The organism is Bacillus sp. (in: firmicutes) (assembly GCA_017656295.1).
Lineage (GTDB): Bacteria > Bacillota > Bacilli > Bacillales > JACDOC01 > JACDOC01.
The window spans coordinates 54,156-76,470 of the sequence record JACDOC010000008.1; the positions used below are offsets into that span (position 1 = coordinate 54,156).

Consider the following 22,315-nt stretch of genomic DNA (forward strand, 5'->3'; position numbering starts at 1 on the left):
TCATATACAATGATATATATGCATGAAGTAGGACAAAGAATGACAAGCGACCTTATTTCTATATTGCACTATTTAGTGTACCGTCGTTTAAATGGAGTTTTCTTTATTTTCAAAAAAATAATTTGTGAAGACAGGGGAGATGTTATGCAAGGTCATCCTTATGAGAAATATTTTGAACAGTTAAAGCCTGCACTTCTTAGTAAAGTCGAGGAGTTTGAAGTTCTTGGTTATGATGATGTAACGACCGATCAACTGTGGACGTATTTGTTAAGAAAAAAATGGAAAAATGTGAAGGAAGAAAAAAAATTATTTCAATTAGTGAATGATATATTGTCTATTAAACCGACCGAATACATGACGTTTGCCACCGTAGAAGCGTACCGATCTCCGAATTGGTTCGTCGATTTAGATGAAGAAGAGTTGCGAGAGTTGTTACGCTCAAAGCCTAGGGGCAAAATTTGACAGCTTTCATTATCTACTCCATAATGTAAATGGAAAATTAGGCAGCTTGTTGTGGTACATAACTAAGGAGGAACTTAGCATAATGGTAAAACGAAGTCGCATTGTGGCGTTCTTTCTCATTCTTCTTTTATTAGCAAGCGGAATGGGAATGACAACGTCCAACATCTTGAACAATATGAAACTAGGCCTAGATTTGCAAGGTGGATTTGAAGTTCTTTACGAAGTCTACCCAATAAAAGAGGGGCAAAAAATTGATAAAGATACCATTACAAATACCATTCAAACGTTAGATAAACGGATTAATGTACTTGGTGTAAGCGAACCGATTATCGAACCAGAAGGTGATAATCGGATTCGAATCCAGCTTGCGGGTGTGGAAGATCAAAACGAAGCGAGAGAATTGTTAGCTACCCAAGCTAATTTAACGTTTCGTGATGTAAATGATAACTTGATGTTAGACGGTTCCGATTTAAAAGAAGGTGGAGCGAAACAATCGTTCACGGAAACCGGTCAACCTAACGTCGTTGTTCAATTAAAAGATGCTAATAAGTTTAAAGAAGTCACACAAAAAATTTCAAGCATGCCATATCCAGACAATCGTCTTGTTATTTGGATGGATTTTAAAGAAGGGGTTGACTCGTTCCGCGAAGAAGAAGGAAAAGCCAATCCGAAATTCGTTTCCGCACCGTTTGTTGAGCAAACGTTTAACACAACAGAAGTTACCATTCAAGGGAGCTTTACAGTAGAAGAAGCGCAAAACCTTGCAGCGATTTTAAATGCAGGTGCACTTCCTGTAGAACTAAAAGAAATTTACTCCACTTCCGTTGGTGCAAAATTTGGTGAAAAAGCGCTTGAGACAACGGTATTTGCCGGTATAATCGGTATTTTAGCAGTGTATTTATTTATGATTTTTTATTATCGTTTTCCTGGAGTTATCGCTACAATCACATTGTCCATATACATTTATTTAATTTTGTTAATATTCGATTGGATGAATGCGGTGTTAACCCTTCCTGGAATTGCAGCTCTTATTTTAGGGGTCGGAATGGCTGTTGACGCCAACATCATTACGTATGAGCGAATTCGTGAAGAAATTAAAGTTGGAAAACCGATTCGTTCAGCATTTGAAGCTGGTAACAAACAGTCATTTATGACGATTTTGGATGCGAATGTGACCACCATTTTAGCTGGTATTGTTCTTTTCATTTATGGAACGAGCTCTGTTAAAGGGTTTGCGACGATGCTCATTGTCAGTATTTTAACAAGCTTTTTAACAGCTGTTTTCGGTTCACGTTTCTTATTAGGATTATGGGTAAAGAGCCGTTTCTTAAAGGACAAGCCACATTGGTTTGGCGTGAAACGCTCCGATATTCACGACTTAGCGGAGAACATGGATACACTTGATTTACCAACCAAATTTGACCGGTTCGACTTTGTGGCGAAGCGTAAAATGTTCTTTATTATTTCTTCCTTGCTCATTGCAGCAGGAATCGCTGTGATAGGAATTTTCCGTTTAAATTTAGGAATTGATTTTGCAAGCGGATCACGAGTCGAATTAACAAGTGATTCCCCATTAACGATGGAAGAAGTGTCAAAAGAACTAGAGGAGGTTGGTTTTGCCTCTGATAATATCATTTTATATGGAGACCAAAACGAAACCGCCGTCGTTCGTTACAAAACGGTATTGCAAAAAGATGAAATAAGTAAAATAAAATCACATTTTAAGGACAAATACGGTATCGAACCAAATGTAAGTACCGTTTCTCCAATCGTTGGTAAAGAGTTAGCGAAAAACGCACTTAAAGCATTAGCCATCGCCTCCATTGGTATTATTCTCTATGTCACGCTTCGATTTGAGTGGTCGATGGCCTTAGCCGCTATTGTGGCGCTATTACACGATGCTTTCTTTATTATCGCATTCTTCAGCTTAACGCGTTTAGAGGTAGATGTCCCATTCATTGCTGCCGTGTTAACCATCGTCGGCTATTCCATTAACGATACGATCGTTACGTTTGACCGAATTCGCGAAAATATGCGTCGTAAAAAACGCTTTAAATCGAACGAGGATATTGCTGAAGTGGTGAATCGCAGCTTGCGACAAACGATGTCTCGTTCCATTAATACGGTGTTAACAGTTATCCTAACAGTAATTGCTTTACTGTTATTTGGAAGTAATTCAATTCAAAACTTCTCTATTGCATTACTCGTAGGTTTAATTTCAGGTACGTATTCGTCCCTATTTATTGCTGCCCAACTCTGGTATGTTTTAAAAAGTAAAGAACTAAAGAAAAAAGGGACAATTAAAACGTACAAAGAAAAGCGTACATGGACAGATGAACCACAAGTATAACAAAATCGGGGGATGGCCCCGATTTTATTTTTATCCCACCTTAACGGGATTAAGATCCCACAATGAAACAAAAGAAGATTGGATGGGGATCAACTGCCCGTAAAGGTCCGATAAGTTGAACTAACCATCAGTGGGGGATTAAGCCCCCTACTGATAGGAGTTTTACTTTATCTGAGCGAAGAAGATTCCTATATTTATTTTCTTTGGAAAAGAACATAGGCATTTCTCGTCAAATCGGGTACACTACAGGTGAGGAAGTGGGAATGGAAAGGAGTCTAAAAAGTGTCAACAGAAGAGCGTTTCAAAAAAGCAGAGCAGGCAGCCATGATTGGCGTTATCGGCAATATCGTCCTAGCTGTGTTAAAATGGCTGGCTGGTTGGTACGGTAATAGTAAAGCATTGATGGCTGACGCGATCCATTCCGCTTCGGATGTAGCTGGTTCATTAGCTGTATGGATTGGACTAAAAGCAGCTAAGCAACCTCCTGATGAAGATCATCCATACGGACATGGAAAAGCAGAATCGATTGCGGCGATTATTGTAGCCGTTCTATTATTCCTTGTCGGTATCGAAATTGGTATTTCGTCCATTGAATTGTTTTTTCACCCGTTGGAAGCGCCGACAACTATTGCAATCGTCGTCGTTATAGTTTCCATTTTAGTCAAAGAAGGAATGTTTCAATATAAATATCGTTTAGGAAAAATGCTTAATAGTGATGCGTTAATTGTGAACGCATACGAACATCGTTCTGACGTGCTATCTTCGTTAGCTGCCTTGATTGGTATTTCCTTATCCATGCTAGGGGGATACTTTCATATCGAATGGCTTGTATATGCGGATCCGGTAGCAGGAGTTGTTGTAGCTATTTTTATTATGAAAATGGCGTGGAAGCTTGGATACGATTCCATTCATAACACGATGGATCACGTCCTTCATGAAGAAGAAGCAATGGAGTTGCGAAGAATTGCTGCATCCGTTCCTGAAGTAAAAAAAGTGGATGAACTGCATGCTCGTGAACATGGTCACTATGTCATTATTGATTTGAAAATATCGGTTGATCCAAATATGACCGTAGAAGAAGGGCATCGCGTTGGGAAGAAAGTTAAAAAGGAATTGCTAAAAGTCCCTCATGTCCATGATGTCTTAGTACATATTAACCCGTTTAATCCTGATGACTAAGAGGGATGCTAATAGGTAAATCGTTCATTATTGAGAAAGCGTAGTCGATGAACACTACGCTTTTTTTCGTACTTTCAGAAAGAAGATAGTTCCTAGCATGATAAACAAACGATGGCTTAATAGTTGAACGTACGACATTTCATTGAAACAACGTAATCACTCCTGTATAATAAGATAGGCTGAGGGGTGAACGTATGTTAAAGTCAAAAACCCGTTGGATTGTTCGGCATTCTAACGAAAGTACTGCCAAAAAATTGGCGAACGAATTAAATATATCGGAAATATTAGCATCCTTACTTTTGAATAGAGGAATTACCGACCGTGACGAAGCACGGCGCTTTTTATTTGACGAAGGGGAGTCCTTTCACGACCCTTTTTTGTTCCCCGATATGAAAAAAGCTGTTGAACGTATTCAACAAGCTATACATCTGCAAGAAAAAATACTCGTTTATGGGGACTATGATGCGGATGGTGTCAGTAGTACGGTCATAATGATGACGGTTTTACGGGATTTAGGTGCCAATGTGGAATATTATATTCCCGACCGATTCACTGAGGGATACGGTCCAAATGAACAAGCTTTTCGTCTGGCCGCTGAACAAGGTGTTAAATTAATTATTACCGTAGACACCGGCATTGCAGCTGTTAACGAAATTCGGCTAGCTAATGAGCTTGGAATGGATGTGATCTTAACGGATCATCACGAACCGGGGCCTGTTCTTCCAGATGCTTTGGCTATCATCCACCCGAAAATTCCTAACTGCCCGTACCCCTTTTCCGATTTGGCTGGTGTAGGAGTTGCTTTTAAATTAGCGCATGCGTTGTATGGAGAAGTTCCTACACACTTACTTGACATTGCTGTCATCGGGACGATTGCTGATTTAGTTCCCTTACATGGAGAAAATCGTTCCATTGCCAAAGAAGGAATTAAGCGTCTGAAGCTATCGACTCGCCCTGGTATACAAGCATTATTGAAAGTGGCTAAAGTCAATCAATCGTCTTTGGATGAAGAAACGATCGGTTTCGTCATTGGTCCTCGCATTAATGCGGCAGGTCGTCTCGATCATGCCAATATTGCTGTCGAACTTTTATTATGTACTGATGATAATATCGCATATGAACAGGCTAAAGTAATCGATGAATTAAATAAAGAACGTCAAGGTATTGTCAATGAAATAACAAAGGAAGCAGTTCAAATGGTGGAAGAAATGTTTCCACCAGAAGAAAACGATGTGTTAGTGATCGGAAAAGAAAATTGGAATGCGGGAGTTATTGGTATTGTTGCTTCTCGATTAGTAGAAAAATTTTATCGCCCAGTCATTGTCCTCAGCTACGATCGGGAAACAAACTTAGCGAAGGGATCGGCCCGAAGTATTATCGGTTTTGATTTGTTTCAAAACTTGTCTGCCTGTCGAGATCTTCTCCCTCATTTCGGGGGACACCCGATGGCAGCTGGAATGACTTTGGCGATTGAAGATGTGGACAAGCTTCGAATGCGTTTAAATGAGTTGGCGAAAGAACAGTTGACAGAAAAAGACTTTATCCCATTAACGGAGGTTGACGCTGAAATTCGTTTAGATTCCGTTTCCCTCCAAACGATTGAAGAGCTCTTATTACTAGCCCCATTTGGTATCGAAAACCCGAAGCCGAAAGTTTTAATTAAAGATGTTTCACTTGATACGATCCGAAAAATTGGGGCCGATCAATCCCATTTAAAAGTCGTTCTTTCTTATAATCAACATACATTAGATGGTGTTGGTTTTGGTTTTGGAGAATTGGCGGATCATATATCACCGTTAGCAAAAGTTTCTGTCATCGGGGAATTGTCCATTAACGAATGGAATCAAATTCGGAAACCACAAATGATGTTGCATGATTTATGCGTCAACGAGTGGCAATTGTTTGATGTCCGTGGAATCAACATGGATCAATGGAAACCAAAAATACCAGCCGATGAACATGTAGTTATCCTATTTCGTGAAGAATCGTCGACTTTTACTTCCAAATACTCAGACCTCAATATAAAGGTAATCTTAACAGAAGAAGATGCGAAGAGGATGAACATTACAGGAAAAGCTGTAGTTTTATTCGACTTACCGACGTCTCCTACCGTGTTAGAGGCTTTACTTCAGGGGAAATCCCCTCATCGGATATACGCCCATTTTTTCCAAAAAGATTCCCAATATTTTCGAACTATACCTACACGAGAGCATTTTAAGTGGTATTATGCGTTTTTAGCGAAAAAAGGTGGGTTCGACTTAAAAAGGTATGGAGATGAATTAGCCAAATATCGTGGTTGGTCAAAAGAAACAATTGATTTCATGTCACAGGTGTTTTTTGAACTCGATTTTGTTACAATAAAGGATGGATTTATTTCATTAAATCCTATTAAAGTAAAAAGGGATTTATCAGAATCTAAAACGTATCAACAATTGCTAACAATGTTTCAATTAGAACAAGATTTACTTTATTCATCTTACCGAGATTTGAAGCGATGGTTTGACAAACGTATTGAATCGTCGGTGAAAAATGAGGAGGAAATCGAAGCATGGATTTAAAGCAATATGTAACCATTGTACCTGATTGGCCAAAGCCAGGAATAAAATTTAAAGATATTACTACATTAATGGATAAAGGCGATGCCTTTAAATATGCAACAGATCAAATCGTAGAATACGCCCGTGAAAAACAAGTTGATATTGTTGTAGGACCAGAAGCACGTGGGTTTATTATTGGCTGCCCAGTAGCGTATGCATTAGGAGTCGGCTTTGCCCCTGTCCGCAAAGAAGGGAAATTACCGCGTGAAACCATTAAAGTTGATTATGGTCTTGAATACGGAAAAGACGTACTTACAATTCATAAAGATGCGATTAAACCTGGCCAACGTGTATTAATTACTGACGACTTATTAGCAACTGGGGGAACGATTGAAGCAACGATTAAACTAGTCGAACAGCTAGGTGGAATTGTTGCTGGAATCGCCTTTTTAATTGAATTAAAATATTTAGAAGGACGCAAAAAATTAGAAGGATACGATATTCTTACTTTAATGCAATACGATTAAAGAAATATCGGGGGTGAGTCCCCCGATATTTCTTTAATTTCACTAGAAATTTATAAGACAAAAGGCTTAACCACTTTACATCTTCCTATTTTTTTTCGATAATAGTAACAATCATAATATTTTCGAGAGATTAGGTTGGATACCATTCAAAAAAGGTGATTACATGGCGAACGATCAAGTTTTAACCGCCGAACAGGTCATAAATCGAACAAAGGAATATTTGAATGATGAACATGTGCAAATGGTAAAAAAAGCATATCAATTTGCATATGAGGCTCATAAAGATCAATACCGAAAATCTGGAGAACCTTACATTATTCATCCCGTTCAAGTAGCAGGAATATTGGCTGATTTACAAATGGATCCAGCGACTGTCGCAGCTGGTTTCTTACACGATGTAGTCGAAGATACAGACGTCACATTAGAACAGCTGAAGGAAGAATTTAACGAAGAAGTAGCGATGCTTGTTGATGGGGTAACGAAGCTTGGAAAAATAAAATATAAATCCCATGAAGAACAACAGGCAGAAAACCATCGGAAAATGTTTGTCGCCATGGCTCAAGATATTCGAGTCATTTTAATTAAGCTAGCCGATCGCCTTCATAATATGCGAACGTTAAAACATTTACCGAACGAAAAACAGCGGAGAATTTCGAACGAAACGTTAGAAATTTTTGCTCCGCTCGCTCATCGTCTAGGAATCTCAAAAATAAAGTGGGAATTAGAAGATACATCGCTTCGTTATTTAAATCCGCAACAATATTATCGTATTGTTAATTTAATGAAGAAAAAACGTGCGGAACGAGAGCAATATTTAGAAGAAGTCATAGCCGAAATGCGTCAACGACTAAACGAAGTGTCCATCAAAGCAGAAATTTCAGGTCGACCGAAGCACATTTATAGCATTTATCGGAAAATGGCTCTTCAAAATAAACAATTTAACGAAATTTATGATTTATTAGCGGTACGTATTATCGTGGATAGTATAAAAGACTGCTATGCTGTCCTCGGCATAATTCACACGTGTTGGAAACCGATGCCAGGTCGCTTTAAAGATTATATTGCTATGCCGAAGCCTAATATGTATCAATCGCTTCATACGACGGTTATCGGACCAAAAGGGGAACCATTAGAAGTTCAAATTCGAACTTTTGACATGCACCGTGTAGCTGAGTACGGGGTGGCTGCCCACTGGGCGTATAAAGAAGGAAAACGAGTCGATGACCGAGCTTCGTTTGAGAAAAAATTGACGTGGTTCCGCGAAATTTTAGAGTTCCAAAATGAAACTGCTAATGCAGAAGAATTTATGGAGTCATTAAAAATTGACTTGTTCTCCGACATGGTGTTTGTGTTTACGCCAAAAGGAGATGTGATTGAACTTCCTTCAGGGTCGGTTCCCATTGATTTTGCTTATCGGATTCATTCAGAAATCGGGAATAAAACAATTGGTGCGAAAGTAAATGGAAAGATGGTTCCTCTTGATTATCGATTAAAAACAGGGGATATCGTCGAAATTTTAACTTCCAAACACTCGTATGGGCCTAGTCAAGACTGGTTGAAGCTTGCGCAAACATCCCAGGCGAAAAATAAAATTAAGCAGTTTTTCAAGAAACAACGAAAAGAAGAAAACATTGAAAAAGGTCGCGAGTTAGTGGAAAAAGAAATCCGAAATATGGATTTTGATGTGAAAGATGTCCTCACTCAAGAGAATGTCAAACGAGTGGCTGAAAAATTTAATTTCTCAAATGAAGAGGATATGTACGCAGCAGTCGGTTATAACGGGATTACTGCTGCCCAAATTGCTAATCGTTTGACGGAGAAATTACGGAAGAAAAAAGAACAAGAAGAAGTTTCTCTAACAGATAAAGTGACTGAATTAAAAACGTTCCCTTCTTCCTCAAAAAAGAGAGATACAGGGGTTCGAGTAAAAGGGATCGATAATTTATTAATCCGATTATCGAGATGTTGTAATCCAGTACCAGGAGATGAAATCGTCGGATTCATTACAAAAGGTCGGGGAGTATCGGTTCACAGGACCGATTGTCCAAACATGTTAACGGAAGTCGCTCAACAACGGTTAATACCAGTCGAATGGGAAACCGGTGCCGCAAACCGGAAAGAATACAATGTGGATATTGAAATTTCTGGTTTCGATCGACGCGGATTGCTAAACGAAGTATTGCAAGCCGTCAACGAAACAAAAACGAATATTTCTGCTGTTACAGGTCGCTCGGATCGCAATAAAATGGCAACAATTATTATGACTATTGCCATTCATAACGTGAGCCATTTGCATAAAGTTGTAGAGCGAATTAAACAAATTCCTGATATTTATGCGGTAAGAAGAATTATGAATTAAGGAGTCGAACAATGAGAGTAGTTTTGCAACGGAGTAAAGAAGCACATGTAAAAGTAGACGGAGAAATTGTTGGACAAATCAAATGTGGTTTTGTGCTCCTTGTTGGCATCACACATGACGATACGGAAGAAGATGCGAAATATTTAGCCGAAAAAATCGTTCATCTTCGCGTATTTGAAGATGAAAATGGGAAATTAAATAAGTCGCTACTTGATGTTGGTGGACAAATCTTGTCTGTTTCTCAATTTACGTTGTATGGGGATTGCCGAAAAGGGCGACGACCGAATTTTATGGAAGCCGCTAAGCCGGATGTAGCGAAACCTTTATATGAACGGTTTAACGACATGCTAAAAGAGTTAGGGGTTCATGTAGAAACAGGCGTGTTCGGGGCGATGATGGAAGTTCAATTAACCAATGATGGTCCGGTGACACTTATTTTAGAAAGTCGCTAAAGAGATTGAGCAAAATCTGCATGATATAGAATTTACTTATTAATAGGCGATATCGATGATAGCCGAAGTTATCGTAAATGAGAAAGGGACAGACCTTCTTGCTTTCAAAAAGCAAAGGATCTGTCCCTTTTCTTTATTGAAAATAGTTCACTAATCCCTCATAAATCGCAGAGGTAACTTGATCTTGATACCAAGAAGCTCTTACTGTTAATTCCTCTGTTGGATTACTTATATAGCCTAATTCTAACAAAGCACCCGGCTTTTTATTTTCACGTATAACGTGATAGTTTCCTTTTTTTACACCACGGTCCTTTAAGTGGACATAGGATGCAATTTTCGAATGAATCGATTGAGCTAATCGTTTCTGATAGGAATGATAATAATACGTTGTAAAGCCACTAACACTTAAGTTATTAATACTATCATAATGAATGCTTATAAATGCGTCTGCATCATTCAGATGGGACGTTGCTACCCGAGAGTTTAATGAGATGTACGAATCATTTTTACGTGTTAAGATAACAGTTGCTCCGGATAGTTTTAATTTTTCGTACAGTAGTTCCGCCGTTTGAAGGGTTAATGTTTTTTCAAGCGTTCCATTAAATCCAACTGCTCCACTATCTCGCCCTCCATGACCAGGATCGATGACAATCGTCTGATTCTGAAGAGGATTTCTCTTAGTCGCTGGATTTGAAGTGGTGTTTTCTTTCCCTTCAGTACTTACAATCCAACCTGCGACATATGCTTTTTTTCCGTCAGGTAGTAGAATGTGAAACCAATCCCCTACTTGTTGAATAATTGGGAACGTTTCACCAGCATTGGCCCTAGCTACGACAGGAGATTGGACCGTTGCCTCTTTTCGAATGTTCGTGCCGTTATACAATATTTTAACCGTTCCTTCCGTTGAAATCCCCGCTTTATCTTTTTCCATAGATGTTTGGACAAACCAACCAGCAACCCATCCAAATTGGTTTGGTTGAAACTCAATTTTATACCACTGATTTTTCTCATCTAGGATTGAAAACGTTTGTCCTTTTTTTACTGAACCGATAATTTTTCCATTTAAAGATCCTTCGGTTCGGACATTTAAAGACGTAGCGGTAATCGTCCCTTTTAATTTTGAGTGAGTAGAAGGTGGAGCAGATGACGTTGAGTTCTGCTCATTTTCGTTAGAATTTTTTTGAGCACCTTTACTTAATTCCACATATGTACCACTTACCCATGCGGTTTTCTTGCCGAATAAAATTTCATACCAACCGCTCTGTTCATTGACAATGGTTACTTTATCCCCTTTATTGGCTTGACCGATGACGGAATAGGTTGGTGCTGGACCAGATCGAATATTTAACCGATTAACTGTGATGATTCCTTCTCTTTTTGTTTGTGTGTTTGATTGATCTTCATTTTTTGTAGTTGTTGCTAGTTTTAAGTAATCACTATGAATCCAGCCTTCCATCGATTGATAGCGAACTTGGTACCAGTCATGGGACTGGGATAAAATGGTAACAACATTCCCTTTATATAAATGACCGACAATGGCATGGTTCGTACTAGGTCCACTACGAATACGCAATCCATTAACAGTAACTGACCCTTTAGACGATGATGGATTGGATGACGTCTGGTTTAATTTCACAAGCCAGCCTGCTACCCATCCTCTTTTATTTTTTGCCCATTCAATTTCGTACCAATCTCCTTGCTTTTGAAGAACAGAGTAGGTTTCATTTTTGCTCACTTGGGAAATAACAGGGTAAGCAAGACCGGGGCCTTGCCGGACGTTGAGCAGGTCTACGTTAATGGTGATTTGTTGGTTTGCTTCAACGTGCCTGAATGAAAACGTGGGAAAAATGAGTACAAGGATGATAATTAGTTTTACAAATTGTTGCATCAATACACCGCCTTTCTAAGTTTCCCTCTTTATTGTAATAGGAAAATATATAATGTAAATCCATTTTTTTCTTTGTAATACTTCTTGAAAAAATAAAAAACTCCTTTTTTGGAAAGAGTAATAAAAAGAGTTTATTTAAGAAGGAGAGGACAGCCAATGCGGACAAGCGGTAAAAGTCAAAACACTTTAAATGGGCAAAATCAATTGTTTGGTCTTGATTTCCACCATTTTATTGAAAAAGAAAAACAGTCTACCATCTGGGAACTAGCCTCTGAGTTTGGATTATCATTTCGCGAAGTTAAGTCGTTAAAACGAAAAATCGGTCGGTCGTAACGAAAAATAACTTGACAATCTGAAGTAGCGTCCGTATCATAAAATAAACAAAAACGGCTAAAACCAATGATGGAGAAAAGTAGTTAAGATGCAGTTGTGCAGAGAGGAAATGCCATAGGCTGAAAGCATTTCTACAAACGGTCTTAACGAAAGAACACTCCGTAGGTTTCTCTCTGAACGTGTTTTATACATTATTAGGAGAGAACGTAAACAGGCGTTAACTGTTCGAGTGGAAGTAACTTATACTTCAACTAGGGTGGCACCACGGGAAATTCTCTCTCGTCCCTTGTTTACACAAGGGGTGGGAGTTTTTTTATTTTAGCGAATTTTGTATCAAAGGAGGATGAACGATGTCCATTCAAATTCCACGTGGAACGCAAGATATTTTGCCAGGACAAGTCGAAAAATGGCAGTATATCGAACAAAAAGCACGTGCATTATGTAACAACTATCAATACAAAGAAATTCGAACACCGATTTTTGAACAAACGGAGTTATTTCTTCGTGGAGTGGGTGATACGACTGATATCGTCCAAAAGGAAATGTATACGTTTGAAGATCGAGGAGGACGTTCATTAACGTTACGACCAGAAGGAACAGCAGCTGTTGTTCGTTCGTACATAGAAAATAAAATGTATGGCGATCCGAACCAGCCTATCAAACTTTTTTATATGGGCCCAATGTTTCGCTATGAGCGGCCACAAGCTGGGCGATATCGCCAATTCGTTCAATTTGGGGTTGAAGCATTAGGAAGTCAAGATCCAGCCATTGATGCGGAAGTCATTTCTTTAGCGATGAAGCTATATGAGTCACTTGGATTAAAAAATATTCAATTAGTAATTAATAGCTTGGGAGACAAAGAAAGCCGTTTAGCTCATAGAGAAGCGTTAATTAATCATTTTCAGCCTCGAATCGGTGAATTTTGTTCCGATTGCCAAAAGCGTTTAGAAAAAAATCCTTTGCGAATTTTGGACTGTAAAAAGGACCGTGATCACGAACTCATGGCAACGGCTCCATCGATTTTAGACTACTTAAACGAAGAATCGAAACGATACTTTGATAAAGTGCAAGAGTACTTAACTTTGCTGAATATTCCGTTTACGGTCGACTCAACACTCGTACGTGGATTAGATTATTACAATCATACTGCGTTTGAAATTATGAGTAACGCCGAAGGATTCGGTGCGATTACCACTTTATGTGGTGGCGGTCGCTATAATGGGCTAGTCGAAGAAATTGGAGGACCGGAAACTCCAGGCATCGGTTTTGCACTCAGTATTGAACGTCTTCTCGCAGCTTTAGAGGCCGAAGGGATTGAGCTACCTGTAGAGGAAACCATCGATTGCTATATCGTTACGTTAGGTGATAAAGCAAAAGATTATGCCGTAAAACTGTTATCTGATTTACGCGCAGAAGGAATAAGTGCTGAAAAGGATTACATGGATCGTAAAATGAAAGCGCAATTTAAAGCCGCTGACCGGATGAAAGCCCAATTTGTTGCTATTCTAGGAGAAGATGAACTAGAAAAAGAAGTGATTAACGTGAAACAGATGGCTACAGGTGAACAAGAAGAAGTGTCATTATCACAATTAATCCCATATATCAAACAACGAACGTCATAATGGAGGGAAAAAATATGTTTGGCAGATCGTATTATTGTGGAGAGGTAACTGAACTGCATATTGGTGAAAAAGTGACGTTAAAAGGTTGGGTACAAAAGCGCCGCGACTTAGGTGGACTTATTTTTATCGATCTTCGCGACCGTACTGGTATTGTTCAAATCGTCTTTAATCCCGAAGTGTCCAAAGAGGCGTTAGCCATTGCAGAAAAAGTACGGAATGAGTATGTGTTAGACGTTCACGGAACGGTTGTTGCGCGTGAAGAAGGTGCTGTGAACAAGAACTTAAAAACTGGTAGAATCGAAGTTCAAGTTGAAAGTGTGACAATTATTAATGAAGCGAAAAACCCGCCGTTTGTCATTGGTGACCAAACGGATGTGGCTGAAGAAATTCGTTTAAAATATCGTTATTTAGATTTACGTCGTCCGGTTATGTTTGAGACATTAAAACTTCGCCATGACGTAACAAAATCAATTCGTCATTTCCTTGACAATGAAGGGTTTATTGATGTGGAAACCCCTTACTTAAATCGTAGTACGCCAGAAGGGGCTCGTGACTATTTAGTACCATCTCGTGTGCATCCGGGAGAGTTTTATGCACTGCCACAATCTCCGCAAATTTTTAAGCAATTGTTGATGGTCGCAGGTGTTGATCGATATTATCAAATTGCCCGCTGTTTTCGTGACGAAGACTTACGGGCTGACAGACAACCAGAGTTTACCCAAGTAGATATTGAAATGAGCTTTATGAGCCAAGATGATATCATTTCGTTAATCGAACGAATGATGCAAAAAGTCATGAAAGAAGTTAAAGGAATGGATGTGTCTATACCATTTAAACGTATGTCCTATAATGAAGCAATGAACCGTTACGGTTCTGATAAGCCGGATACTCGTTTTGATATGGAATTAGTCGATGTGTCCGAAGTCGTTCAACATTCTTCATTTAAAGTGTTTACGAGTACGGTTGCAAACGGTGGACAAGTAAAAGGATTGAACGTAAAAGGGGCAGCGAACCAGTACTCACGTAAAGATATTGACGCTTTAACGGAATTTGTGGCTCGTTACGGAGCAAAAGGTTTAGCGTGGTTAAAAGTAGAAGAAGAAGGGCTAAAAGGTCCGATTGCAAAATTCTTTAGCGAAGAAGAACAACAAGGGCTATTGCAATCGTTTGAAGCGGAAGTAGGAGACCTATTACTTTTTGTTGCTGATAAAAAAGCTGTCGTGGCTGATGCGTTAGGTGCGCTTCGTTTGAAGCTTGGAAAAGACTTAGGGCTTATTGATGAAAGCCGCTTCAATTTCTTATGGATTACTGACTGGCCGCTTCTTGAATACGATGAAGAGGACAAGAGGTATTACGCGGCTCACCATCCGTTTACGATGCCTGTTCGTGAAGATATTGAACTGTTAGACAGCGATCCTGGCCGCGTTCGAGCTCAAGCGTATGACCTTGTATTAAATGGATATGAATTAGGTGGCGGCTCACTACGTATATTTGAGCGCGATGTTCAAGAAAAAATGTTCCAAGTACTAGGCTTTAGCGAAGAAGAAGCAAAAGAGCAATTTGGTTTCTTATTGGAAGCGTTCGAGTACGGAACACCGCCACACGGAGGAATCGCGTTAGGTTTAGACCGTTTAGTCATGCTTTTAGCCGGTCGTAGTAACTTACGGGATACGATTGCCTTTCCAAAAACAGCAAGTGCTAGCTGCTTAATGACTGATGCACCAGGCAAAGTAAGCAAAGAACAACTTGATGAATTACACTTGTCGATTCAAGTAAAAGAAGAGGAATAAGGTACTGGAATTTCCGCTTGCTTCTCTTGAATGATGAACTATTCTATGATATGATGTAATCAACCTAGATGAGTCCTGATGTGTACGTTAGGAAGCCTGAACGTTTTGACCGAACAAATAGAACTACGGGAGCTCGGAGTTTTTAAGTAGCGTACATGCCTCTATGCGCGAGGACGTATTAAACTTAAAACAGAGCACCCACCTGCTGAGAGCGGGTTCAAAACGTAGGATCACCAACGGCACGATTGGGGCTCATCTTTTTTATGCGCAAATTTCGATGATTCCTATTGTTATATTGCTTTTACATACCGATTTATTATATTCTTATTCAAGGTAAAGTAAATCTTATTAGTTGGAGTTGAGTTTCATGCTTCATCAGTTTTCACGCAATGAGCTTGCCATAGGTAAAGAAGGATTGGATGTGTTAAAAAACAGCACCGTTGCCATCCTCGGAATTGGCGGGGTTGGCTCGTTTGCAGTTGAAGCGCTAGCCCGCTCAGGGGTCGGTCGATTAGTATTAGTCGATAAAGACGATGTGGATATCACAAATATTAACCGCCAAATTCACGCCTTATTATCGACTGTCGGTAAGCCAAAAGTCGATTTAATGAAAGAGCGAATTAAAGATATTAATCCGGAATGTGAAGTCATTGCGTTAAAAATGTTCTATACAGAAGAAACGTATGAGCAATTTTTTAGTTATGACTTAGATTTTGTCATAGATGCTTCGGACACGATTTCTTATAAAATTCATTTAATGAAAGAATGTTTAAAGCGAAACATTCCAATCATTTCGAGTATGGGTGCTGCCAATAAAATGGACCCAACTCGTTTCCGAATTGCTGACATTTCTAAAACGCATACAGATCCGATTGCGAAAGTCATTCGTACCCGGTTGCGGAAAGAAGGAATTCATAAAGGGATTCCAGTAGTATTCTCTGATGAAAGCCCGATTGTCATTCGGGAAGATGTTCGAAAAACTGTAGGTAACGACGAGGCGAAAATCCGTAAAGCTAAAATGCCACCATCCTCAAACGCCTTTGTTCCGTCCGTAGCTGGTTTAATTATGGCAAGTTATGTTGTTAACCAATTATTAAAAGATGTACCTATTCGTCGAGTCAAAGATGAGTAAAAAACGCCTGTAAAAGGCGTTTTTTACTTTATGGTAGTTTTTGAGAATAGGAAGCAAATGTGTAAGGTTGTTGAGCCCTTTGTTAGATGAATCGAAAACAGGAAGCGGACATATTGTCTAGTAGTGCATATATACTTTTCTGGTTTGGGGACAAAATTTTTTCATTTTACCTTTTTGAAAACTTTTCTCTTCATCCTACAGACAGATTCCTCTTTTACTAGCCCATCCGGGATTAATTAAGACCATTTCCTCTTGATGTGAACAGTTCCCTTTATATTTCGGACTAAGGTTAGATGTTCTACACTCTTTCTTTCCGTCTACAAATAATTTTTTAGTATTCTGATAAAATCTAAGTATATTTAAACCAAAAATGGAACTTTTTTGAATATTTTTCGTATGAATAGACGATGAACTCAAAAGGGAGGGTGAACATTGCCAAAGTTAATCCAATTGCAAAACGTATCGAAACAAATCGGCAAAAAGAAAATTATCTATGGACTCAGCTTTGATGTGTATGAGGGGGAAGTATTTGGCTTTTTAGGACCAAATGGAGCGGGAAAAACGACTACGATCCGAATGATGGTCGGTTTAATGAACATAACAGAAGGGGATATAATCATATGCGGAAAAAGTGTAAAAACCAATTTTGAACAAGCGCTTCAACACGTTGGTGCGATAGTTGAAAATCCAGAGCTATATCCGTTTTTATCGGGGTACAAAAATCTCGTTCATTTTGCCCGGATGAGTAAAAATGTTTCAAAAGAAAAAATTAACGAAGTCGTTCAACTCGTTGGCTTGTCCGATAGAATTCATGACAAAGTAAAAAATTATTCATTAGGCATGAGACAGCGCTTAGGACTAGCCCAATGCTTATTGCACGATCCGAAAGTGTTAATTTTAGATGAACCGACTAACGGACTTGATCCTGCTGGTATTCGCGAAATTCGGGACTATGTACGTAAGCTCGCGAAAGAAAAACGAATGGCTATCATTGTCTCTAGTCATCTTCTATCAGAAATGGAGATGATGTGCGATCGCATCGCCATTATATAAAAAGGTAAACTTGTAGGCGTGCAAACGGTAGAAGAATTTGTAAGTGACCATCAAAAAACGTATCGATTTGAACTTAATCTCGCCCCATCCTTGGAAACAATCATGCAAACGAACTTCCCAGACTACTCTTTTATCATCAAAGATTCGTATCTGGAAATAAAGTTGGAACGAGAACAAGTCCCAACGATCATCCGTACGCTTGTCGAGCAAGGTGTACATATTTATTCTGTTCAACAAGTAAAGAAATCGTTAGAAGAACGCTTCCTCGAAGTAACCGAAAAGGAAGGTGAAGTACAACATGCTTAATTTAATTCGGAACGAATGGATGAAAATTATGTACCGGAAGGCAACGTATGTGATGATGGGCCTTTTGTTATTAGCCGTCATTGGTGTGGGGATCATTTTTAAAATCAATGAACCAGATATGAGTCACAACGATTGGAGAACGAGTTTAGAACAAGAAAATGCACAGCTAACGGTTCGACTGAATGAATCCGAATTTGAAGGAGAGCAGCAATACTTAAAAGAACAGATTGCCATCAACACCTACCGGCTTGAGCATGATCTGTCTCCTAACGATTTCTCTTCCTTACAATTTGTGAAGGAGATGACCGTTTTAACGGAGATCATCGGCCTGTTTATGATCGTTGTCGCGGCAGGAAGCGTAGCGAACGAATTTAATTGGGGAACGATTAAGCTATTGTTAATTCGTCCGATTCGTCGATGGAAGATTTTAGTATCTAAATTTATTACGGTTGTGTGCTTCGGTTTATTTATGTTAGTGATTTTACTGGCCAGTACGTATGTAGTTGGAGCCATATTATTTGGTTTTGGTAGCGGGCCACACGTTCATTTAAGCTATGTCGACGGAGAAGTTGTTTCATCGAATCTTATTGTCCATATTGTAAAAACGTATTTGTTAGAATCCATTGACCTATTTATGTTGTCGACTATGGCTTTTATGATTTCAACTGTGTTCAGAAGTGGTTCGTTAGCGATCGGAATCGCAATGTTTTTATTGTTTACAGGTTCAACAGCCACCGTCTTTTTGGCTCAAAAGTATTCATGGACAAAATTTTTGCTGTTCGCTAATATGGATTTAACGATGTATGAACGGGGAACTCCGTTAGTTGAAGGTATGACGTTACCGTTTTCGATTACGGTGCTTATCATTTACTTTGTCGTCTTTCAATTAGTTGCTTTTCTCGTTTTTGCCAAACGGGATGTAGCTGCTTAAATTGAAAAAGAGTAAGCCAGTTGCACATAACCCTGTCAAGTAGACAATGAAAAAAAGAGTATATTAAGCTGCGGCCTTTTCTCGGTATTCAATCGGGGAAAGGCCGTTGAATTTTTCTTGGAATCGATCTTTATTGTAAAAATCTATATACTTCTTAATCGCCCTATATGCTTGATCGATTGTTTTAGGACGCACTTTAATTCAACAGTATATGATGTAAAAGTTTGTCCTTTTTTTGTCATAGAAAAATCCCCACCCAGGAAGACTATTAAGAACATCATATCATGCTCTCTTTTTTTAATGTCTACCTGTAGGGGATAATACCAACTGGCTTACTCTTTTTCTTGTTGTTTCATAATTTTTTCGTAGGTGATCGCCAAGGCTTGTTCGTATTTACCGTTTTTTCTCGGTTCGTAGTATCGTTTATGTTTTAAGGCGTTAGGTAAATATTGTTGTTTCACCCAGCCGTGTTCATAATCGTGAGGGTACTTATAGCCAATTCCTCGACCGAGGGCAGCAGCCCCTTTATAATGCGAATCTTTTAAATGATCAGGTACCTCACCATAATTTCCTTGGCGAATATCTTCTAACGCACGATCAATAGCAGTAATGCTCGAGTTCGATTTTGGGGAAAGGCATAAGTCAATAACCGCTTGCGCTAACGGAATGCGCGCTTCGGGAAAACCGATTTTTTCCGCTGTTTGAACAGCTGCTAGCGTCCGTACACCGGCATTTGGATTCGCTAGTCCAATGTCTTCGTAAGCGATGACGAGCAGACGACGACTAATGCTCGGTAAGTCCCCGGCTTCAATAAGGCGAGCCAAATAATGCAACGCAGCATTTACATCGCTACCGCGAATCGACTTTTGAAAAGCGCTTAACACATCGTAATGGGCATCGCCATCTTTATCGTGATAAAATCCTTTTCGTTGCAAGCACTCCTCGGCAATCTCTTTCGTAATAACGATGGCTTTCTCTTCGGTCGGTTCGGTAGAAAGAACGGCAAGCTCTAGTGCATTTAATGCGCTCCGGACATCTCCGTTGGAACCAATAGCGAATGTTTCTAAGGCATCTTCTGTTAAGGTGACATGATAATTGGCTAATCCTCGTTCATCGGTTAACGCTCGCTTAATCGCTTGTTTAATCTCACATGGTGAGAGTGGTTTTAATTCAAAAATATGACAGCGACTTCGAATGGCTGGATTAATCGCATGATAAGGATTACTTGTTGTAGCCCCAATGAGTGTAATGAGGCCACTTTCGAGATGAGGTAATAGAAAATCTTGCTTCGCTTTATCTAAGCGATGGACCTCATCCAGAAACAAAATCACTTTTCCTGACATTTTTCCTTCTTCGGCGACAATTTCTAAATCTTTTTTATTATTCGTAACGGCGTTTAACGTCCGAAAGGCAAAGTTTGTACTTCCGGCAATAGCGCTAGCAATCGATGTTTTACCAACTCCAGGTGGACCATATAAAATCATCGACGATAACTGTTTCGCCCGTACCATTCGTTCAATAATTTTTCCTTTTCCGACTAAATGTTGTTGCCCGACGATTTCCGAAAGGTTGCGCGGTCGCATTCGAAAAGCTAGCGGTTTGATTGACATAGGTTCTAACTCCTTATCTTTATAGCGTTCCATTGTATTTTAATCTATCATATTTATTGGGAAGTTCAAATGCATTTGCTCGTCGTTCTATGCTATAATGTCGTAAGTTAAATAGCATTCGAACGAGCATAATAATTGAAAAGAGAAAAATAGCAGGATAAGATTTGAGGAGCGGTATTTATGAAAATTTCTACGAAAGGTCGTTACGGTTTAACCATTATGATTGAATTAGCCAAACGCCATGGGGAAGGACCAACTCCGTTAAAACAAATTGCTCAGGCGCATGATTTATCCGAACATTATTTAGAGCAATTAATTGCTCCATTAAGAAATGCAGGGTTGGTAAAAAGTATTCGTGGTGCGTATGGTGGATATATGTTAGGGAACCATCCTTCCAAAATAACGGCAGGAGATATTATTCGGGTATTGGAAGGGCCTATTAGTCCGGTGGAAGGAATCGAAAACGAAGAACCGGCCAAACGCGAACTTTGGATTCGTATTCGTGATGCAGTGAAAGAAGTACTGGATAGTACAACGATTGAGGATTTAGCTAACCATACGGATGATGGGGAGTCCGATGCGTATATGTTTTATATTTAATTCTTTACAGCAGAAGGTAGGTGTAACGATTGGAAAAAATATATTTAGATCACGCAGCCACTTCTCCCATTCACCCGAAGGTCGTTGATAAAATGACAACGGTGTTAAAGGAGACGTTTGGGAATCCGTCTAGCATTCACGCGTTCGGACGGGAAGCACGACAATATTTAGATGAGGCCCGAACCATTATGGCTGAAGCGATTGGGGCTCATTTTAATGAAATTATTTTTACAAGTGGTGGAACGGAAGCGGATAATATGGCCATCATCGGGGCGGTTCGAGCTCTTAAAGATAAAGGAAATCATATTATTACCACTTCCATTGAACACCATGCGGTTCTTCATACATGTCAATACTTAGAGAAAGAAGGTTTTGAAGTCACGTACTTGCCAGTGGATGAGCAAGGGAAAATTTCGCTTGAACAGTTTGAACAAGCGTTACGGGATGACACGATTGTTGTCACGATCATGTTTGGGAACAATGAAGTCGGCACGATTCAACCGATTCGAGAAATTGGCCAACGATTAAAAGGTCATCAAGCGGTGTTTCATACGGATGCGGTGCAAGCATTTGGAATGGAAGAGCTCGATGTAAATGAGTTACATGTAGATATGTTATCGGTCTCCGCCCATAAAGTGAACGGGCCAAAAGGGATCGGCTTTCTGTACGTACGAGAAGGAACGAAATTGATTCCCCACATCCATGGAGGAGAACAAGAACGAAAGCGTCGCGCTGGTACTGAAAACGTAGCTTCCATCGCTGGATTTGGTGAGGCGGTTACCATTGCACAACAAACGATGGCTGAAAAACGGAAACAGTATCAAGCATTTAAACAAAAAATGATTGAAACGTTCCGCCAAGAAGGTATTGAGTTTGACATAAATGGCACGCTTGAAGGGTCGCTTCCTCACGTTATAAATGTTTATTTTCCTGGGGTAGACGTGGAAGCGATGCTCGTGAATTTAGATTTAGCTGGGATTGCGGCATCCAGCGGTTCGGCGTGCACTGCGGGTTCTATTGATCCGTCTCATGTCTTAGTGGCGATGTTCGGAAAAGATTCTGATCGGTTACGCAGCTCAATTCGCTTTAGTTTTGGCTTAGGTAATACATTAGAACAAGTGGAAAAAGCGGCAAAAGAAACAGCGAATATTGTGAAAAGACTTCGTAAATAAAACGGAGGTGTG

The 22,315-nt window shown here is 39.5% G+C and carries 16 protein-coding genes, 1 other RNA gene, 2 pseudogenes and 1 other annotated feature; of the genes and pseudogenes, 16 read left to right on the forward strand and 3 right to left on the reverse strand.

The features are described 5' to 3' along the window. Positions 1–144 precede the first annotated feature (144 nt). From H0Z31_08860 to H0Z31_08890, 7 genes are all read left to right on the forward strand, one after another. The gene (locus H0Z31_08860) at positions 145–462 is read left to right on the forward strand and encodes a post-transcriptional regulator (protein ID MBO8177551.1); all 318 of its coding nucleotides are present in this window, start codon (positions 145–147) and stop codon (positions 460–462) included. A gap of 82 nt (positions 463–544) precedes the next feature. Next, positions 545–2,812 carry a protein translocase subunit SecDF gene (gene secDF / locus H0Z31_08865; GenBank protein ID MBO8177552.1) on the forward strand — a complete coding sequence of 756 codons (2,268 nt, stop codon included), beginning with the start codon at positions 545–547 and terminating at the stop codon, positions 2,810–2,812. Between the two features lie 282 nt (positions 2,813–3,094). Beyond that, complete coding sequence (locus tag H0Z31_08870; GenBank protein ID MBO8177553.1) at positions 3,095–3,991, forward strand: cation transporter; 897 nt, start codon at positions 3,095–3,097, stop codon at positions 3,989–3,991. Positions 3,992–4,185: 194 nt separating this feature from the next. Then, the gene (gene recJ, locus H0Z31_08875; GenBank protein MBO8177554.1) at positions 4,186–6,549 is read left to right on the forward strand and encodes a single-stranded-DNA-specific exonuclease RecJ; all 2,364 of its coding nucleotides are present in this window, start codon (positions 4,186–4,188) and stop codon (positions 6,547–6,549) included. Then, entirely contained in the window at positions 6,540–7,055 is a 516-nt protein-coding gene (locus tag H0Z31_08880; GenBank protein ID MBO8177555.1) for an adenine phosphoribosyltransferase, read from the forward strand. The genes recJ and H0Z31_08880 overlap by 10 nt, the downstream gene beginning before the upstream one ends. Positions 7,056–7,218: 163 nt before the next feature. After that, positions 7,219–9,414, forward strand: coding sequence for a bifunctional (p)ppGpp synthetase/guanosine-3',5'-bis(diphosphate) 3'-pyrophosphohydrolase (locus H0Z31_08885; GenBank protein MBO8177556.1), 2,196 nt, complete (start codon positions 7,219–7,221; stop codon positions 9,412–9,414). Positions 9,415–9,425: 11 nt separating this feature from the next. After that, positions 9,426–9,866 carry a D-tyrosyl-tRNA(Tyr) deacylase gene (locus H0Z31_08890; GenBank protein ID MBO8177557.1) on the forward strand — a complete coding sequence of 147 codons (441 nt, stop codon included), beginning with the start codon at positions 9,426–9,428 and terminating at the stop codon, positions 9,864–9,866. Positions 9,867–9,999: 133 nt separating this feature from the next. Here H0Z31_08890 and H0Z31_08895 read toward each other — a convergent pair whose 3' ends face one another. Next, a complete protein-coding gene (locus H0Z31_08895; protein ID MBO8177558.1) occupies positions 10,000–11,754 on the reverse strand; it encodes an SH3 domain-containing protein in 1,755 nt (584 codons plus the stop codon). Between the two features lie 156 nt (positions 11,755–11,910). On the opposite strand from H0Z31_08895, the gene H0Z31_08900 reads away from it, so the two are divergent. From H0Z31_08900 to H0Z31_08930, 7 genes and pseudogenes are all read left to right on the forward strand, one after another. Further along, complete coding sequence (locus H0Z31_08900; GenBank protein MBO8177559.1) at positions 11,911–12,087, forward strand: hypothetical protein; 177 nt, start codon at positions 11,911–11,913, stop codon at positions 12,085–12,087. A 57-nt stretch (positions 12,088–12,144) separates the two neighbouring features. After that, positions 12,145–12,377, forward strand: a binding site (T-box leader). Between the two features lie 60 nt (positions 12,378–12,437). Further along, positions 12,438–13,709, forward strand: coding sequence for a histidine--tRNA ligase (locus H0Z31_08905; GenBank protein ID MBO8177560.1), 1,272 nt, complete (start codon positions 12,438–12,440; stop codon positions 13,707–13,709). 14 nt (positions 13,710–13,723) lie between these two features. After that, positions 13,724–15,499 (forward strand): aspartate--tRNA ligase, encoded by a 1,776-nt coding sequence (gene aspS / locus H0Z31_08910; GenBank protein MBO8177561.1) that lies wholly within the window; start codon positions 13,724–13,726, stop codon positions 15,497–15,499. A gap of 69 nt (positions 15,500–15,568) precedes the next feature. After that, a non-coding RNA gene (gene ssrS, locus H0Z31_08915) (6S RNA) lies at positions 15,569–15,755 on the forward strand. Between the two features lie 111 nt (positions 15,756–15,866). Then, positions 15,867–16,631, forward strand: a complete 765-nt coding sequence (locus H0Z31_08920; protein ID MBO8177562.1) for a tRNA threonylcarbamoyladenosine dehydratase — start codon at positions 15,867–15,869, stop codon at positions 16,629–16,631. A gap of 432 nt (positions 16,632–17,063) precedes the next feature. Continuing rightward, positions 17,064–17,990 (forward strand): annotated as a pseudogene (locus H0Z31_08925) (ABC transporter ATP-binding protein). After that, on the forward strand, positions 17,983–18,921 hold the full coding sequence (locus H0Z31_08930; GenBank protein ID MBO8177563.1) for an ABC transporter permease: 939 nt from the start codon (positions 17,983–17,985) through the stop codon (positions 18,919–18,921). The pseudogene H0Z31_08925 and the gene H0Z31_08930 overlap by 8 nt, the downstream one beginning before the upstream one ends. Before the next feature lie 63 nt (positions 18,922–18,984). Here H0Z31_08930 and H0Z31_08935 read toward each other — a convergent pair. Together H0Z31_08935 and H0Z31_08940 are read right to left on the reverse strand one after the other, a co-directional pair. After that, positions 18,985–19,110 (reverse strand): annotated as a pseudogene (locus tag H0Z31_08935) (IS3 family transposase). A 143-nt stretch (positions 19,111–19,253) separates the two neighbouring features. Continuing rightward, complete coding sequence (locus H0Z31_08940; protein MBO8177564.1) at positions 19,254–20,531, reverse strand: replication-associated recombination protein A; 1,278 nt, start codon at positions 20,529–20,531, stop codon at positions 19,254–19,256. 180 nt (positions 20,532–20,711) lie between these two features. On the opposite strand from H0Z31_08940, the gene H0Z31_08945 reads away from it, so the two are divergent. Then, positions 20,712–21,131, forward strand: a complete 420-nt coding sequence (locus tag H0Z31_08945) for an Rrf2 family transcriptional regulator (protein ID MBO8177565.1) — start codon at positions 20,712–20,714, stop codon at positions 21,129–21,131. Between the two features lie 29 nt (positions 21,132–21,160). Next, positions 21,161–22,303 (forward strand): cysteine desulfurase, encoded by a 1,143-nt coding sequence (locus H0Z31_08950; GenBank protein ID MBO8177566.1) that lies wholly within the window; start codon positions 21,161–21,163, stop codon positions 22,301–22,303. The last annotated feature ends 12 nt before the right edge of the window (positions 22,304–22,315 follow it).

What these genes read in the sequence shown, in the direction of transcription:
- H0Z31_08905 (MBO8177560.1), top strand. Translation starts at nt 12,438, where the DNA reads ATGTCCATTCAAATTCCACGTGGAACGCAAGATATTTTGCCAGGACAA.
- H0Z31_08920 (MBO8177562.1), top strand. Translation starts at nt 15,867, where the DNA reads ATGCTTCATCAGTTTTCACGCAATGAGCTTGCCATAGGTAAAGAAGGA.
- H0Z31_08895 (MBO8177558.1), bottom strand. Translation starts at nt 11,754, where the DNA reads ATGCAACAATTTGTAAAACTAATTATCATCCTTGTACTCATTTTTCCC.
- H0Z31_08860 (MBO8177551.1), top strand. Translation starts at nt 145, where the DNA reads ATGCAAGGTCATCCTTATGAGAAATATTTTGAACAGTTAAAGCCTGCA.
- aspS (MBO8177561.1), top strand. Translation starts at nt 13,724, where the DNA reads ATGTTTGGCAGATCGTATTATTGTGGAGAGGTAACTGAACTGCATATT.
- secDF (MBO8177552.1), top strand. Translation starts at nt 545, where the DNA reads ATGGTAAAACGAAGTCGCATTGTGGCGTTCTTTCTCATTCTTCTTTTA.
- recJ (MBO8177554.1), top strand. Translation starts at nt 4,186, where the DNA reads ATGTTAAAGTCAAAAACCCGTTGGATTGTTCGGCATTCTAACGAAAGT.
- H0Z31_08900 (MBO8177559.1), top strand. Translation starts at nt 11,911, where the DNA reads ATGCGGACAAGCGGTAAAAGTCAAAACACTTTAAATGGGCAAAATCAA.
- H0Z31_08930 (MBO8177563.1), top strand. Translation starts at nt 17,983, where the DNA reads ATGCTTAATTTAATTCGGAACGAATGGATGAAAATTATGTACCGGAAG.
- H0Z31_08880 (MBO8177555.1), top strand. Translation starts at nt 6,540, where the DNA reads ATGGATTTAAAGCAATATGTAACCATTGTACCTGATTGGCCAAAGCCA.
- H0Z31_08940 (MBO8177564.1), bottom strand. Translation starts at nt 20,531, where the DNA reads ATGTCAATCAAACCGCTAGCTTTTCGAATGCGACCGCGCAACCTTTCG.
- H0Z31_08890 (MBO8177557.1), top strand. Translation starts at nt 9,426, where the DNA reads ATGAGAGTAGTTTTGCAACGGAGTAAAGAAGCACATGTAAAAGTAGAC.
- H0Z31_08885 (MBO8177556.1), top strand. Translation starts at nt 7,219, where the DNA reads ATGGCGAACGATCAAGTTTTAACCGCCGAACAGGTCATAAATCGAACA.
- H0Z31_08945 (MBO8177565.1), top strand. Translation starts at nt 20,712, where the DNA reads ATGAAAATTTCTACGAAAGGTCGTTACGGTTTAACCATTATGATTGAA.